Below are 12,972 nucleotides of genomic sequence, written 5' to 3'. Positions count from 1 at the left end.
GGAATGATCACGGAAATTGATGTCGATGGCGTTGGCATCATGCGCCACCTCAACAACTGGCAGGTAATGGCAATCCGAAAGATGGCGAACTCGAAGCGACGGTCCATTGCCGAACTGGCCTTCGGTCTCGGCATGACGGTGCGCCAGTTCCAAGACCTGTCCGTTTCCCACCAGAACGCCGTCAGGGAGGCACACAAGCGCCTTTACAGCCCGGAGGCATTCTCACCGCCCAAACCAGAGAACGCGCCTATGCGGCTCCCACGGCCCTATGAGCGGGTGCCGGAAAACAAGATGGCCGCTCTGGGTGCCGAACTCCTACAGGTGAAGCGCAAGCTGCCCCACGGCCATTTCCGTCTATGGGTCGAGGAGAAGAGCGGGATTTCCTACAGCCAGGCGCAGCGGTTCATGCGGATGGCGAAGGAAGCCAAGGCAGCATAATGTGCTTCACGGGCACATTATCGCGCATGACGATTTCAATGCCGGGATTTCCGGCAATGGGTGTCGGTTAAAGCGACACCCCTTCCGCAGATCGTCGTGGGCAATTCCCACTTCGGCTTTTGGCGCGCGAACGTCACTATCGGATAATCCACCAGTGAGTTTCTCCGCTCGTTGATCGATCAAATGGGATCCAGTAGAAACCAAGCGGTTCGTTGAGGCCCTGAGTGTTTTGGAACCCGGAAATTCTGGGGTCCAAACGAAAAAAGGCGGTCGCGGCAAGGGTGGCTCCACCGTTGCTCATTGGAAGATCGGGCTGGCCTTCGACAGCCGGTTAAGGCGTTCACTCAGCCAGCACACCAATAGACTTTGCGGTTGCCCTTGTGATGGTGCAGGTCGAGCTTGATACGGGATCATTCGCGTCGATCTTAAACATCACCAAGTTGTTGATGTAGCCAAGTGCCTCGGGGGTAGTGAGGCCCTTACTGGTGTAGTAGGCGCTGAGAGCTTCGTCATTGACCTTGTAGCCGCACTGCTCGGCTTTGGAGATGATCTCAACCAAGCCGTTCGCCGCTGACAGCGTGTTGATGTCCATGGCCTGGGCCAATGCCGAAGTAGGCAACAAGAGAAGGGCAAGCGCATAGCGGAACATGTGGACCTCCAGTGATGCGAGAATCGTAGGATGGCCCGCGACATGTTGCAATCCATGTCGCACGGATTTGCCGAGCGTGGAGAGAAACCATTGAAAATCAAGGGAAGTGAGTTGCAACACAACGCAACACGAAACCGGCAAGCTTGCCGGTTATATCGTCGTCTATCGTGTTGATATTATTCGGGTATTTGAGTGGAGGCCTCGCCCGGAATCGAACCGGGGTGCAAGGATTTGCAGTCCTCTGCGTAACCACTCCGCCACGAGGCCATCCGTTTGCTTTAAAAGCGAGTGGTGCCGGGCGTTTAGAACGAATTGAGAGAGGGCGCAAGGGGCATGTGAACCGAATGCGGTCCTTTTTTCGAAAGACCACACTTTCCCGGGCATCCGGTGGCGGAAAGCCGGGGTTTCCACTGCGGCCGGGGCGCTGCGATTTGCCGGCGCCGCTTCCGCCTTGGAACTAAACGGCTGTTTTCCTTACCAAAATGTAATGTTGCATTCATTTCCGGTTCATGGGTCCAACCCTAGGTTCCTCTCATCAACAACGAGGAAGCCTCCCATGAAACTCTTCACCCGCACTCTTCTCGCCGCCGTCGCCCTTTCGTTTGCCGCCGCGCCGATGGCGCAGGCCCAGCAGTACGGCCATGACCGCAAGCCCGGCTATTCCTCGTCCTGGCACAAGAAGGAAGTCCGCAAGCAGCGCCACTGGCGCAAGGGCGAGCGCTATTCCGACTGGAAGCGCCGGCCGGCCGTGCGCGACTACAAGCGCCATGGCCTGCGCACGCCCTCCCGCGGCCAGCAGTGGGTGAAGGTCGACAACAACTACCTGCTGCTGAGCATCGCCACCGGCGTCATTCTCGGCGTCGCCGCCGCTCATTGATCCTTCGGGCAAGACGCCGCAGCGATGCGGCGTCTTGCCTTCGCTCAGGAAAGAACGAGCGCCGTTCCGTAAAGCCCCGCCGCAAAGACGGTGTGCGCCACGAGATTGAGGGCGCGGACCGTGCCGGCATCCGGCAGTTTCGACGCCGCAACGCCGATGCCGAGGCCCGGCTGCAAGAGAAACCAGCCGGCGCCCACCGTGACGATGCCGAGAATGAAGGCCGGCAGGAAGGTGGGAGCGGCAAACCAGCCCGGGCCGACGATGACGGCAAGGATTATCCCGTAGAGGATGCCCACCGCATAATGGCCGATCCAGCCGAGCGCGCGTTCATGCGCGTAGGGCTCGGCCTTGCCGATATCGTCGTGGAAGACCGTTCCGTTCTTCAGGTGCCAGAACCAGCGGCCGACGGGCGCCCAGTTCGGCTTCGGCCGGCCGAAGACGGCCGTCAGGACGATCGCCCACAGATCCATGAGGATCGTCGCCCCTACGCCGATCGCGATCGCCTTTACCAGCACGTCCATGCTCATCCCCTGCCCGCAGCCCTTTTCGCGTTTAGAGCAGGTCCGTTCGCCTTGCGCAACGTGGCGGCGTTATCGGTCCGCCTTGCGGCGCCCGGCCCACCAGACGGCAAGCCGCCGGCGCTGGCGGCGGACGAAATGGGAATCGTGCGAGAGGACGAGGAGGCCGAGCGGCACCATCCAGAAGCCGAGCACGGGCAGGAAGCCGAGCAGACCGCCGCAGACGAGAAGGACGCCGATGGTCCTGCGCAGCCAGCGCGATTGCGGCAGCTTCAGGCGGAATTTGCCGAGGACGATCTCCTCCGTGCGAGGATCGATCCCGAAATGCATGTTGGATTTCCGTTCCGCCATTTACCGCTCATTCCGCTGCAAAGCCCGGTTTTCCGGGGTTTAGTCCCCTGCAATTGGAGGCTTCTCCACAATCAATCAAGGCCGGTGCATTTTTTTGTCAAAAAGCGCTTGGCAAATCGATCCAGCATTTGTATTACCCGCTCACTCCGCGGCGAGCGGATGATCCCTGGTAGCTCAGCGGTAGAGCATTCGACTGTTAATCGACAGGTCGCCGGTTCGAATCCGGCCCGGGGAGCCAGTTTAAAAGCAAAGCGCCTGTTATTGTCGAGAAATCCGATAACAGGCGCTTTCTTTTCCACAAATCCTCTCCGCTTCTGAAATTTGCCCTGTCTCCGCTACCGGCGCAACGCCGATGCCTTGGAGCCTGTTCCAGGAAGAATCCGGCTCTACGGCCGGGCGGATAGCACCCAGCCGTCACTCACCACCGGCTCCCTTCCTGCGCGATACTGACAAGTGTCAAAAAACATGTTTCCATCCGAGAAAATCATATGGAGGGGTCCATGCCAGCTATATCTCGCTTCTACTTCATGACGGCGATCTGTTTCCTCACCGCCGGTATCGTGCTCGGCCTGAAAATGGGAAGCACCCACGACTACGCAGCGGTCGGCGCACATGCGCACATAAACCTGCTCGGCTGGGTGACGATGTCGATCTTCGGCATTTATCACGCCCTCAACCCATCCGGCGCCTCTTCCAGGCTCGCGAAGCTGCAGGCATATATCTATGTGCCGGGTGTGCTGGTCATGGCGATAGGGCTTTACCTTCTTCTGACAGGCACACAGGCCGCGGAACCGGTCGTCGCCGTCGCGTCACTTGCCGTCTTCGTCGGCGTGTTGATGTTCGGGGCGATTATTTATCGAACCAGGACCGCATAAACGTCTATGGGAGCGATAGCCCCGTGGTGTCGGCCCGGTCTTCCGGCACCAGCTCGCTTTCATCGTCGACTTCCTTCTCGGCCTGCAGCCAATGGCTGAGGCTCCGCCCGTCCAGAGAGCCTTCCTGCTGCCACAGCTCGAAAGCCCGCTCGCGGATCCGGTCCTCGCGGTCGTCGGTCATGGTCGTCTCCTATTCCTCGCTGACGGGCTGGCCGCTCTTCGAATCGATGTTGATCTCGACCTTCGCCTTGTCGCCGGTGCGGTACTCGATCTCGTAATAGCCCCGGTCGTTCCAGGACATCTCGATCAGGCGCAGGAAATCAGGCCGGCTCTCGATCATGGCCAGGATCTCGGAGGGTTTCTTGCCCTCCTCGGGCTTCGGTTTGGCGTCCTGTGCCGAAGCTGCCGTCATGGAAAGCGCGAGAACGCTGGCTGCAACGACGATTTTCCTGATCATGGTGGCCTCCGTCAAAATGGTGAAGCCCAAACGGAACACGCAGCGACAAGTTCCCTCCCGGAAACAGGAAGGCCGCGCTTAGCAGCGCGGCCTTCCTGTTTCCGGGCTCTCACATCCATTCCGGTTCAGCGCAACGCCGTCGGCAGGCGGCGGATGTTCATCTGGAGTTCGTGGCGGCTGGCGAAGCGGCCGAAGAGAAGGAGGAGCTTGCGTTCCTGCGCCTTGTCGAGGCCGTTCTTGCGGCAATGCTCGGCGACATCGAGAACGTGCCGGGTGGTCTTCCTGGTACTGAACTGGCGATTGTCGATGTGATGGGTCATGGCGGCCTCCTCCGTTGATGAGGGAGAAATCCGCCGAGGTTCCCAATGTTCCCGGCGCGCCGCGCTTTTTAAGGCACCATGCCGGCGCCCGCCTGGCCGGCGGCGCGGACCGTGCCGTAGTCGCGCTCATGGGCGCTGCGGCGGAAGGCCGTGCTGCGCTCGCGCGGGCGGGCGGAGGGGTCGCAGAGCGGCGTGCCGATCATTCCGTCCGCATAGGTGCCGGTGGCGATATCGTCGTCCCGCTCGGCCGGGCCCTGCTGGAAAAATCCGAAAAGCATCTTGGTGTCTCCGTTTGCCGTTCAACGGGCGGCCGGGGTTTCCGTTCCCAGCCGCGCGCCGGATAGACGCAAAATTAACCATGTTTGCTAACAGCCCGTTAAAGGCCGGCCATTTTCCGGCCTCGAACCGGGCGGCTCCTTGCCTTGCCGTCGCGCATTGGAAAAAATCGCTCTCGAAGCCCCCGCTCTCGAAACGACATTCCTTGCAAAGCGGCGCTCACAGGCCGAAAACCCCTTATATTCCCGATACCAACCCGAAAGGCTCGCCTGCCATGTCCATTCTCCCGTCCGTCCTTGACGCAATCGGCAACACGCCGCTGATCCGCCTCAAGGGAGCCTCCGAGGCGACCGGCTGCGAGATCCTCGGCAAGGCGGAGTTCCTCAACCCCGGACAGTCGGTGAAGGACCGCGCGGCGCTCTCGATCATCCGGGCGGCCGAGCGCTCCGGCGCGTTGCGGCCGGGCGGCGTCATCGTGGAAGGCACGGCGGGCAATACCGGCATCGGCCTTGCGCTGGTCGCGCAGGCGCTCGGCTACCGCACCGTCATCGTCATTCCCGAGACGCAGAGCCAGGAAAAGAAGGACGCGCTGCGCCTGCTGGGCGCGGAGCTGGTGGAAGTACCGGCGGTTCCCTACAGGAACCCGAACAACTACGTGAAGCTCTCCGGCCGCCTTGCCGAACAGCTCGCCAGGACCGAGCCGAACGGCGCGATCTGGGCCAACCAGTTCGACAACGTCGCCAACCGCGACGCCCATATCGAGACGACGGCGCCGGAAATCTGGCGCGACACGAACGGCAAGGTGGACGGCTTCGTCTCGGCGGTCGGCTCCGGCGGAACGCTTGCCGGCGTTGCCGCGGGCCTGCGCGCGAAAAACCCGGACATCAAGATCGCCCTTGCCGACCCGCAGGGCGCCGCGCTCTACAACTATTACGCCCATGGCGAACTGAAGGCCGAGGGCAGCTCCATCACCGAGGGCATCGGCCAGGGCCGCATCACGGCCAACCTCGAGGGCTTCACGCCGGACTATTCCTACCAGATCCCGGATTCCGAGGCGATTCCGCTCGTCTTCGACCTCATCGAGGAGGAAGGCATCGCCGTCGGCGGCTCCTCCGGCATCAACATCGCCGGTGCGATCCGCCTCGCCAGGGACCTCGGCCCCGGCCATACGATCGTGACGATCCTCTGCGACTATGCTAACCGCTACCAGTCGAAACTCTTCAACCCGGACTTCCTCGATTCGAAGGGCCTGCCCGTTCCCGGATGGCTGACGGCGAAATCGGGGATCAAGGTCCCCTATCAGCCGGTCGAATAGGTCTCATGTCTCTTCCCACCACCGCCCTCTTTCGCGACGATTTCTATCTTTCGACAAACGAGGCGGTGGTGACGGCGGTGCACGAGGACGGCGGCATCGAGCTGGACCAGACCTGTTTCTACGCGACGTCCGGCGGCCAGCCGGGCGATACCGGCTTTCTGGAGCGCGCCGACGGCGGGCGCATCGCGCTCGGCCCGGCCGTCACCGGCGCCACCAAGGAAATCATCATCCACCGGCCGCTGGAGGGCGAGGCCCTGCCGATCGTCGGCGAAACGGTCGTCGCCCATATCGACTGGGCGCGCCGCTACAGGCTGATGCGCATGCACACGGCCTGCCACCTCCTTTCCGTCGTCTGCCCCTACCCGATCACCGGCGCTGCCGTCGGCGAGGACGACAGCCGCGTCGACTTCGACATGAGCGAGACCATCGACAAGGACGAGGTGACGGAAAAGCTGATGAGGCTCGTTGCGGAGAACCATCCGGTCTTCGTGCAATGGATCACCGACGCGGAGCTGGCCGCCAATCCCGGCATCGTCAAATCGAAGAACGTCCGCCCGCCGATGGGCCTCGGCCGCGTCAGCCTCGTGTGCATCGGCGAGAATTCATCCGTCGACAGCCAGCCCTGCGGCGGCACGCATGTGTCGGAAACGCAGGAAGTCGGCGCCATCCACATCGCCAAGATCGAGAAGAAGGGCAAGGAGAACCGCCGGTTCCGCATCCGCTTCGGTGCGCCGGGTTCCGAGGCCTGAGAGGAGGATCACATGTCCATAGACAAGAGCAGGTTCGTCGTTTCGCCGGATTGGGTGGAAAAGCAGCTTGGCGCCCCGGCCTTCCGCGTGGTCGATGCCTCCTGGTATCTGCCGGCGCAGAACCGCAACGGCGCGGCCGAATATGCGGCCGGCCACATTCCCGGCGCCGTCTTCTTCGACCAGGACGTGATCGCCGACCATGCGAGCGGCCTGCCGCACACCATCCCCTCGCCGGAATTCTTCGCCACCGAAGTCGGCAAGCTCGGCATTTCGGATACGGACACGATCGTCGTCTGCGACGGCCCCGGCATCTTCACCGCGCCGCGCGCCTGGTGGCTGTTCCGCACCATGGGCGCGAAGACCGTCTTTGTCATGGACGGCGGCATCGACGGCTGGAAGAAGGAGGGACGCCCGCTTTCGACCGACCTGCCGGAACCGGCGCCCGCCGTCTTCCACACCAATTTCAATCCCTATGCCGTGACCTCCTTCGAGGAGATGCGCGGCATCGTCACCACCGGGTCGAAGCAGATCGCCGATGCGCGCGGCGCAGGCCGCTTCACCGGCGAGGAGGCCGAGCCGCGCGCCGGCATGCGCTCCGGCCATATGCCGGGGGCGAAAAGCATGCCCTCCGGCACTTTCTCCGAGGGCGGGAAGTTCAAGGATCTCGACAGCCTCCGCCGCCATTTCGAGGCCTCGGGCATCGACCTTTCGAGACCCGTCGTCACGAGCTGCGGCTCGGGCGTCACGGCCGCGATCATCTCGCTGGCGCTCGCCTCGCTCGGCCACGAGGACAACACGCTCTACGACGGTTCCTGGTCCGAATGGGGCGGACGCGACGACACGCCCGTCGTGACCGGGAAAGGCTGATTCCCATGGCCAGGAAGGTCCAGCCTGCGCCGATCGCCGTGCACATCACGGCGCTCGAGATGACCGCGCCGCCGAAACAGAGCCTGCCGATGCCGGTCAACGTGCACACGGCCATCCTCAGCGCGCCGGAAATCCCGCTTGCCTTCTACCGCTTCCTCTACCGGCAGGTCGGCAGTCGCTGGCACTGGGTCGACCGGCTGCGCATGGACGACGAAACGCTGGCCGCGACGCTTTCCGACAAGCGCAACAGCGTGACGGTGCTTTATGTCAACGGTGCGCCGGCCGGCTTCTTCGAGCTGTGGCAGGAGGACGAGGACGTCATCGAGCTCTCCCATTTCGGCCTCTTCGAGCGGGCGCTGGGGCTCGGCATCGGCAAGTGGTTCCTGCTGCAGACGCTCTATGCCGCCTGGTCGTCCGGGCCGAAGCGGGTGCGCGTCACCACCAACAATCTCGACCACCCGCGCGCGCTCCAGCTCTACCAGATGTTCGGTTTCTCGCCGGTCGGCACGCAGGATGCCGAGCTCGTGCCGCTCTCCGACGCCGAGCTGCTGGAACTTGCCAAGCGCGACTGTCTGATGCCGGCCGAGCGCCGTTAAGCATTCTGAACGCAACCTGCAAGGCGGGTTCAGGCTCGCTTCAGGCGGCGCATGGCAACTTCCGGCCGAACAGACAGACAAGGAGTACGCCATGCAACGCCGCGCTTTCCTCACCGCCTTCGCTACCGCCCTTGCCGTTCCGGCCTTCTCCGGCTTCGCGCAGGCGCAGGAAACCCCGTCGGAAGACATGATCCTGCGCCGCCTCGACGCCGCTCCCGCGCGGCGCATGCGCGAGAACGAGCGCGTGACGATCCGCGAGTTCAAGCGTCGGCCGGACCTGCGCGGCGCGGCGCCCTCGATCAACATCCAGTCGATCAACTTCGCCTTCGCTTCCGCGGAAATCCCGCATTCGGAATACCGCAAGGTGCGCCAGATCGCCCGCGCGATGAGCCGCGTCATCGACCGGCGCCACCGCGCCGTCTTCCTCATCGAGGGCCATACGGACGCCGTCGGCTCGGCCTCCTCCAACCAGATCCTCTCCGAACGCCGGGCCGAATCGCTGAAGCGCGTGCTCGTGCAGGAATTCGGCATCCCCTACCGGGCGCTGGAGACTGTCGGCTACGGCGAGGAATACCTGCTGGTGCCGACCCAGAACGAGGAATGGCGCAACCGCCGCGTGACGCTCCGCCGCATCGACGAGTTCGTGCGCGACTAACGTTTCCGTTGGCATATTTTCCAGCGGTTTCGTTCATTCGGCAGGAAACCGATATCCCTCCCCTCCGTCATGCTCGGGCCTGACCCGAGCATCCATCCTCCCTCGTGCCGTATGGGTGGATCCTCGGGTCAAGCCCGAGCAACTGTGTTTGTGGTGTCAAGTACGCACTGGTTTGTTGTCCCTGATAGCGGCATTGAGTGTGACGAGCAGGCGCCTTGCTATTGCGATGAGGACGAGTTTGGCGGGCTTTCCCTTTTCGCGCATGGCCTTGGCGATCGCCTGGAAGGGACCCGAGCGGCAAGCGGCCAGGGCTGCCATGTAGAGAGCGTCGCGAACCCGCTTCCGCCCGCCCCAGATACAGCGCCTGCCCCGCAGGTTGCCTGAATCGCAGGCGATCGGCGCCAGCCCGGCAAGGGCACTGATGGCCCGCCGGTTCCGCTTGCCCAGTTCCGGCATGTGGGCAAGCAGGACCCTTGCCGTGACAGGCCCGATGCCCGGTGCCGAGCGTAGGATGGCCTCCTCCTGCAAAAGGGTGTGCGCCGATGCCAGGAGTGCGTCCATGCGCGCCTGCAGGGCTGCGATCTGGCGGTCGAGCATGTCGATCACCTGCAGGAGGCTTGCCTTCATCCAATCGGCATGGGGCTCGGCCAGACGGATGCGCTCGCTCTTGCGCATCTCCACCAGCTGGTCACGCCGGTCCATGAGCACACGCAGTTCCTGCCGTTCCGGTTCGCACGGTTCCTCGTCCGGCAAGGGCATCGCCGCACCGTAGCGGGCCAGCATCATCGCATCGACCCGGTCCGTCTTGGCCAGGAAGCCGGCAGACCTTGCGAACTGGCGGGCCTTGCGCGGGTTGGCACGGTGGAACCGCTGGCCCACACCATGCAGGTGAAGCCGCAGCGCCCGGTCATAAGGGCCCGTCGCCTCAAGCACGCACAAGCCGCCCTGTCGCTCCAGCAACTCGACAAGCGCCGCATGCCCCTTGGCGTCATTGGCAAGGCGGTACCGTCGTGCCTGCGGATGGATGTAGCAATCCAGCCAGCCCTTGGAAACGTCGATCCCGATGAAACAAGATGCTATCGTCATGATGCCCGGCCTTATCCTGCGGGATCGCCGCGTCTACGGCCTCCCGGTCAACTGTTCGGGTGAAGCATGCAAAACGGCAGCGTACCGTGCTCGGACACGGTCTCTGGCGACCTGGGATGACAAGGTACGCTGCCGCAACGCGAACATACAATATTCTCGCGCAATACACAGATAAGGATGACGGAGGGGTGGAGACGTCACTCGCCTATCGAACAGCGCGGCACGCGGCGCCGTTGCGATCACCGCCATGCTTCTCTTCCGTCGTCATCCTCGGGCTTCACCCGAGGATCCACCGGCGCGGCGCGCCTCAGAGGAACCTGGAGATCACCACGTATCCGGCATAGCCGGCATTGGCGATGATGAGGCAGAAGACGGCGAAGGAGCCGAGGTCCTTGGAGTGCTTGCCCATCTCGGAGATTTCCGGCGACACCCGGTCGACGATCTCCTCGATGGCGGTGTTCAGCGCCTCGAAGGCGACCATCAGCAGGAAGAGGATGGCCATCGCCACATACTGGAAGAACGAGGCGCCCACGGCCACGAAGACGACCATGGCGACGGCGAAGGCGATCAGCTCGTGACGGAATGCGGATTCGCCGAAGAGCCGCCTTGCGCCGCCGGCCGAATAGGTCGCCGCCGCGATAAGGTGGCTGAAGCCCGTCTTCTTGTCGATTGGCGCCTGGCCCATTCCCGCAATCCCGATCCTGTCGCGGCCCCGAGGCGCGCCCGGGGCTCTCAATCCACGCCATTGAGGCTTTTTGCCGGCGTACCGTTACGAGCGGTTGCTGACGCCTGCCTGAGCGAAGGTCGCCATGCCGGAATGGCAGGCGGCCGCCGCCTTGACGATGCCGGCGGCGAGCGCCGCACCCGTGCCCTCGCCGAGCCGCATGCCGAGCGCCAGAAGCGGCGTCTTGCCGAGCTTCTCGATCGACTTCAGGTGCCCGGGCTCCGCCGAGACGTGGCCGATGAGGCAATGGTCGAGCGCCGACGGGTTGGCCGCGCGCAGGACCGCCGCGGCGGCCGTCGCGACATAGCCGTCGATGATGACGGGGATTTTCTGCATGCGCGCGGCGAGGATCGCGCCGGCCATCGCCGCGATCTCGCGCCCGCCGAGGCGGCGCAGCACTTCGAGCGGGTCGGAAAGGTGGGCGCGGTGAAGGTCGACCGCCTTCTTGACGGCCGCAATCTTGCGCTGGAGCACCTCGCCTTCCGAGCCCGTGCCGGGGCCGACCCACTCTTCCGCCGTGCCGCCGTAGAGCGCAAGGTTGATGGCGGCGGCGATCGTCGTGTTGCCGATGCCCATCTCGCCGATGCACAGAAGGTCCGTGCCGCCGGCGACGGCTTCCATGCCGAAGGCCATCGTGGCGGCGCAGTCACGCTCGGAGAGCGCGGCTTCCTCGGTGATGTCGGCGGTCGGATAGTCGAGCGCGAGGTCGAAGACCTTGAGGCCGAGATCGTTCGCCACGCAGATCTGGTTGATCGCCGCCCCGCCGGCCGCGAAGTTCTCGACCATCTGCGCCGTGACGGAGGACGGGAAAGGCGTGATGCCCTGCCTGGTGACGCCGTGGTTGCCCGCGAAGATGGCGACCAGCGGACGCGTGACGGCCGGCGGACGGCCGGTCCAGGCGGCGAGCCAGAAGGCGATCTCTTCCAGGCGCCCGAGCGCCCCCGGCGGTTTCGTCAGCTGCGAATCGCGCTCGCGCGCCGCCACCAGCGCCGCCGAATCGGGACCGGGCAGGTTGCGCAGCAATTCACGAAAATCATCGAACGGCAGGCCGCTGGCACTCATCTTGGGGAATTCCTCGGGTTGGGGCTTTCAAAGGCGGGTGTTTGGTGTCTCCTAATAGAGCGAGGGCGCGAATCCGACAACCGCATTTGCGGCGGCGTTCATGGCCTTTTGCGGCAGGGTGATTTTGAGGGACGTGCCGTGTGGGGTGGATCCTCGGGTCGAGCCCGAGGATGACGGAGTTTGGGGAGATGGCGGAGGACGATGGACGCGTTGCAGAAACCTGCAAGGCGCTCAATTCCCCCGAACCTCCCTTTGGGTCGTCATCCTCGGGCTCGACCCGAGGATTCCACCCCATACGGCACACCATCGCGACACCCCTCCTTCAAGCAGGGGCTCCACAGTGACCATCCAGGACTTCATCGACGACACCGCCCGCTCCGTCGCCTTCCTCTCGCGCGTGCCGGTGCCGCAGCGGCATTTCATCGGCCATGACGGGCGGCTGTCGCGGGCGGTGCGGGCCTTTCCATTGGCCGGCGTGCTGATCGTGCTGCCGGCCGCGGCGCTCGCCGCGATCCTTTCGGCGCTGCACGGCCCGCCGCTCCTCGTCGCCTTCGCCGCGCTCGCCCTCCAGGTGCTCGTCACCGGCGCGCTGCACGAGGACGGGCTTTCCGACAGCGCGGACGGCATCGGCGGCGGGCGCGACCGGGAAAGCGCGCTCGCCATCATGAAGGACAGCCGCGTCGGCTCCTACGGCGCGGTCGCCCTCGTCCTCTCCTTCGGCCTGCGCGCGGCCGCCATCGCCGCGCTCGCCGCCGCCCTCACCCCGTCCGGCCTCGGCATGGTGCTGCTCGCCGTCGCTGCCGCCGCCCGCACGGCGATGGTCTGGCACTGGTCGCTGCTGCCGCCCGCCCGGCGCGACGGCGTCGCCGCCTCGGTCGGCGAACCGGAAAGCGGCGCGACCCGCTTCGCGCTCATAAGCGGCATCGTGATCGCCGCCCTCCTGCTCCTGCCGCACAGCACGGTGCTTTCCGTCCTCGTCGCGCTTGCCGCTGCCATCCTCGCCGTCCTCGCCTTCAACCGCGTGGCGCTGCGCAAGATCGGCGGGCATACGGGCGACACGATCGGCGCGACGGAACAGTTCGCGGAAATGGCCGTGCTCTTCGCCCTTGCCATGACGCTCTGAGCCGCCGATATAAAAGAGGCAACCTCTGGAGCCG

Annotated in this window: 19 protein-coding genes and 2 tRNA genes; 10 read left to right on the top strand and 11 right to left on the bottom strand. The window is 64.3% G+C overall.

Going from position 1 to position 12,972, the window contains the following annotated elements:
• Positions 1-3 precede the first annotated feature (3 nt).
• On the top strand, positions 4-438 hold the full coding sequence (locus ACZ5TO_RS06905; RefSeq protein ID WP_464799993.1) for a hypothetical protein: 435 nt from the start codon (positions 4-6) through the stop codon (positions 436-438).
• 340 nt (positions 439-778) lie between these two features.
• Here ACZ5TO_RS06905 and ACZ5TO_RS06900 read toward each other — a convergent pair whose 3' ends face one another.
• Both ACZ5TO_RS06900 and ACZ5TO_RS06895 read right to left on the bottom strand, forming a co-directional pair.
• A complete protein-coding gene (locus ACZ5TO_RS06900; protein ID WP_464799992.1) occupies positions 779-1,087 on the bottom strand; it encodes a hypothetical protein in 309 nt (102 codons plus the stop codon).
• A gap of 193 nt (positions 1,088-1,280) precedes the next feature.
• Positions 1,281-1,354, bottom strand: a tRNA-Cys gene (locus ACZ5TO_RS06895).
• A gap of 289 nt (positions 1,355-1,643) precedes the next feature.
• On the opposite strand from ACZ5TO_RS06895, the gene ACZ5TO_RS06890 reads away from it, so the two are divergent.
• Positions 1,644-1,964 carry an RcnB family protein gene (locus ACZ5TO_RS06890; protein ID WP_184141999.1) on the top strand — a complete coding sequence of 107 codons (321 nt, stop codon included), beginning with the start codon at positions 1,644-1,646 and terminating at the stop codon, positions 1,962-1,964.
• A 44-nt stretch (positions 1,965-2,008) separates the two neighbouring features.
• Here the strand turns inward: ACZ5TO_RS06890 and ACZ5TO_RS06885 are convergent, their stop codons facing one another.
• Together ACZ5TO_RS06885 and ACZ5TO_RS06880 are read right to left on the bottom strand one after the other, a co-directional pair.
• Positions 2,009-2,485, bottom strand: a complete 477-nt coding sequence (locus ACZ5TO_RS06885) for a DUF2938 domain-containing protein (protein ID WP_184142001.1) — start codon at positions 2,483-2,485, stop codon at positions 2,009-2,011.
• 69 nt (positions 2,486-2,554) lie between these two features.
• Entirely contained in the window at positions 2,555-2,833 is a 279-nt protein-coding gene (locus tag ACZ5TO_RS06880; RefSeq protein ID WP_184142003.1) for a hypothetical protein, read from the bottom strand.
• Positions 2,834-2,996: 163 nt separating this feature from the next.
• Here ACZ5TO_RS06880 and ACZ5TO_RS06875 point away from each other — a divergent pair.
• Positions 2,997-3,071, top strand: a tRNA-Asn gene (locus ACZ5TO_RS06875).
• 262 nt (positions 3,072-3,333) lie between these two features.
• Positions 3,334-3,708: a hypothetical protein gene (locus ACZ5TO_RS06870; RefSeq protein WP_464799991.1), complete on the top strand. Its 375-nt coding sequence runs from the start codon at positions 3,334-3,336 to the stop codon at positions 3,706-3,708.
• Positions 3,709-3,712: 4 nt separating this feature from the next.
• Here ACZ5TO_RS06870 and ACZ5TO_RS06865 read toward each other — a convergent pair whose 3' ends face one another.
• The 4 genes from ACZ5TO_RS06865 to ACZ5TO_RS06850 form a co-directional block, all read right to left on the bottom strand.
• Positions 3,713-3,889, bottom strand: a complete 177-nt coding sequence (locus ACZ5TO_RS06865) for a DUF2934 domain-containing protein (protein ID WP_464799990.1) — start codon at positions 3,887-3,889, stop codon at positions 3,713-3,715.
• A 9-nt stretch (positions 3,890-3,898) separates the two neighbouring features.
• On the bottom strand, positions 3,899-4,165 hold the full coding sequence (locus tag ACZ5TO_RS06860) for a PepSY domain-containing protein (RefSeq protein ID WP_184142099.1): 267 nt from the start codon (positions 4,163-4,165) through the stop codon (positions 3,899-3,901).
• Between the two features lie 125 nt (positions 4,166-4,290).
• Entirely contained in the window at positions 4,291-4,485 is a 195-nt protein-coding gene (locus ACZ5TO_RS06855; RefSeq protein ID WP_464799989.1) for a hypothetical protein, read from the bottom strand.
• Positions 4,486-4,553: 68 nt separating this feature from the next.
• Complete coding sequence (locus ACZ5TO_RS06850; protein WP_184142103.1) at positions 4,554-4,763, bottom strand: hypothetical protein; 210 nt, start codon at positions 4,761-4,763, stop codon at positions 4,554-4,556.
• Between the two features lie 272 nt (positions 4,764-5,035).
• On the opposite strand from ACZ5TO_RS06850, the gene ACZ5TO_RS06845 reads away from it, so the two are divergent.
• The 5 genes from ACZ5TO_RS06845 (at position 5,036) to ACZ5TO_RS06825 (ending at position 8,943) form a co-directional block, all read left to right on the top strand.
• Complete coding sequence (locus ACZ5TO_RS06845; protein WP_184142105.1) at positions 5,036-6,076, top strand: cysteine synthase A; 1,041 nt, start codon at positions 5,036-5,038, stop codon at positions 6,074-6,076.
• A gap of 5 nt (positions 6,077-6,081) precedes the next feature.
• A complete protein-coding gene (locus ACZ5TO_RS06840) occupies positions 6,082-6,825 on the top strand; it encodes an alanyl-tRNA editing protein (RefSeq protein ID WP_464799988.1) in 744 nt (247 codons plus the stop codon).
• A 12-nt stretch (positions 6,826-6,837) separates the two neighbouring features.
• Entirely contained in the window at positions 6,838-7,692 is an 855-nt protein-coding gene (sseA, locus tag ACZ5TO_RS06835; protein ID WP_464799987.1) for a 3-mercaptopyruvate sulfurtransferase, read from the top strand.
• A gap of 5 nt (positions 7,693-7,697) precedes the next feature.
• Positions 7,698-8,288, top strand: a complete 591-nt coding sequence (locus ACZ5TO_RS06830; RefSeq protein WP_464799986.1) for a GNAT family N-acetyltransferase — start codon at positions 7,698-7,700, stop codon at positions 8,286-8,288.
• Positions 8,289-8,379: 91 nt separating this feature from the next.
• Positions 8,380-8,943: an OmpA family protein gene (locus ACZ5TO_RS06825; RefSeq protein WP_464799985.1), complete on the top strand. Its 564-nt coding sequence runs from the start codon at positions 8,380-8,382 to the stop codon at positions 8,941-8,943.
• A 156-nt stretch (positions 8,944-9,099) separates the two neighbouring features.
• Here the strand turns inward: ACZ5TO_RS06825 and ACZ5TO_RS06820 are convergent, their stop codons facing one another.
• From ACZ5TO_RS06820 to cobT, 3 genes are all read right to left on the bottom strand, one after another.
• Positions 9,100-10,029, bottom strand: a complete 930-nt coding sequence (locus ACZ5TO_RS06820) for an IS110 family RNA-guided transposase (protein WP_464799984.1) — start codon at positions 10,027-10,029, stop codon at positions 9,100-9,102.
• Between the two features lie 307 nt (positions 10,030-10,336).
• A complete protein-coding gene (locus ACZ5TO_RS06815) occupies positions 10,337-10,714 on the bottom strand; it encodes a diacylglycerol kinase (RefSeq protein WP_464799983.1) in 378 nt (125 codons plus the stop codon).
• Between the two features lie 84 nt (positions 10,715-10,798).
• Complete coding sequence (cobT, locus tag ACZ5TO_RS06810; RefSeq protein WP_464799982.1) at positions 10,799-11,815, bottom strand: nicotinate-nucleotide--dimethylbenzimidazole phosphoribosyltransferase; 1,017 nt, start codon at positions 11,813-11,815, stop codon at positions 10,799-10,801.
• A 340-nt stretch (positions 11,816-12,155) separates the two neighbouring features.
• Here cobT and ACZ5TO_RS06805 point away from each other — a divergent pair, with 340 nt between their 5' ends.
• On the top strand, positions 12,156-12,938 hold the full coding sequence (locus tag ACZ5TO_RS06805; protein ID WP_464799981.1) for an adenosylcobinamide-GDP ribazoletransferase: 783 nt from the start codon (positions 12,156-12,158) through the stop codon (positions 12,936-12,938).
• Positions 12,939-12,972: the final 34 nt, after the last annotated feature.

It is taken from the genome of Shinella sp. Sh6 (assembly GCF_055392685.1).
Note: the sequence above shows the minus strand (reverse complement) of the source record. Positions and strands in the feature narration are given on the sequence as shown.

Bases quoted from the DNA above. Each gene is read 5' to 3' on its own strand.
- ACZ5TO_RS06905 (WP_464799993.1), top strand. From the start codon at position 4: ATGATCACGGAAATTGATGTCGATGGCGTTGGCATCATGCGCCACCTC.
- ACZ5TO_RS06900 (WP_464799992.1), bottom strand. From the start codon at position 1,087: ATGTTCCGCTATGCGCTTGCCCTTCTCTTGTTGCCTACTTCGGCATTG.
- ACZ5TO_RS06890 (WP_184141999.1), top strand. From the start codon at position 1,644: ATGAAACTCTTCACCCGCACTCTTCTCGCCGCCGTCGCCCTTTCGTTT.
- ACZ5TO_RS06885 (WP_184142001.1), bottom strand. From the start codon at position 2,485: ATGGACGTGCTGGTAAAGGCGATCGCGATCGGCGTAGGGGCGACGATC.
- ACZ5TO_RS06880 (WP_184142003.1), bottom strand. From the start codon at position 2,833: ATGGCGGAACGGAAATCCAACATGCATTTCGGGATCGATCCTCGCACG.
- ACZ5TO_RS06870 (WP_464799991.1), top strand. From the start codon at position 3,334: ATGCCAGCTATATCTCGCTTCTACTTCATGACGGCGATCTGTTTCCTC.
- ACZ5TO_RS06865 (WP_464799990.1), bottom strand. From the start codon at position 3,889: ATGACCGACGACCGCGAGGACCGGATCCGCGAGCGGGCTTTCGAGCTG.
- ACZ5TO_RS06860 (WP_184142099.1), bottom strand. From the start codon at position 4,165: ATGATCAGGAAAATCGTCGTTGCAGCCAGCGTTCTCGCGCTTTCCATG.
- ACZ5TO_RS06855 (WP_464799989.1), bottom strand. From the start codon at position 4,485: ATGACCCATCACATCGACAATCGCCAGTTCAGTACCAGGAAGACCACC.
- ACZ5TO_RS06850 (WP_184142103.1), bottom strand. From the start codon at position 4,763: ATGCTTTTCGGATTTTTCCAGCAGGGCCCGGCCGAGCGGGACGACGAT.
- ACZ5TO_RS06845 (WP_184142105.1), top strand. From the start codon at position 5,036: ATGTCCATTCTCCCGTCCGTCCTTGACGCAATCGGCAACACGCCGCTG.
- ACZ5TO_RS06840 (WP_464799988.1), top strand. From the start codon at position 6,082: ATGTCTCTTCCCACCACCGCCCTCTTTCGCGACGATTTCTATCTTTCG.
- sseA (WP_464799987.1), top strand. From the start codon at position 6,838: ATGTCCATAGACAAGAGCAGGTTCGTCGTTTCGCCGGATTGGGTGGAA.
- ACZ5TO_RS06830 (WP_464799986.1), top strand. From the start codon at position 7,698: ATGGCCAGGAAGGTCCAGCCTGCGCCGATCGCCGTGCACATCACGGCG.
- ACZ5TO_RS06825 (WP_464799985.1), top strand. From the start codon at position 8,380: ATGCAACGCCGCGCTTTCCTCACCGCCTTCGCTACCGCCCTTGCCGTT.
- ACZ5TO_RS06820 (WP_464799984.1), bottom strand. From the start codon at position 10,029: ATGACGATAGCATCTTGTTTCATCGGGATCGACGTTTCCAAGGGCTGG.
- ACZ5TO_RS06815 (WP_464799983.1), bottom strand. From the start codon at position 10,714: ATGGGCCAGGCGCCAATCGACAAGAAGACGGGCTTCAGCCACCTTATC.
- cobT (WP_464799982.1), bottom strand. From the start codon at position 11,815: ATGAGTGCCAGCGGCCTGCCGTTCGATGATTTTCGTGAATTGCTGCGC.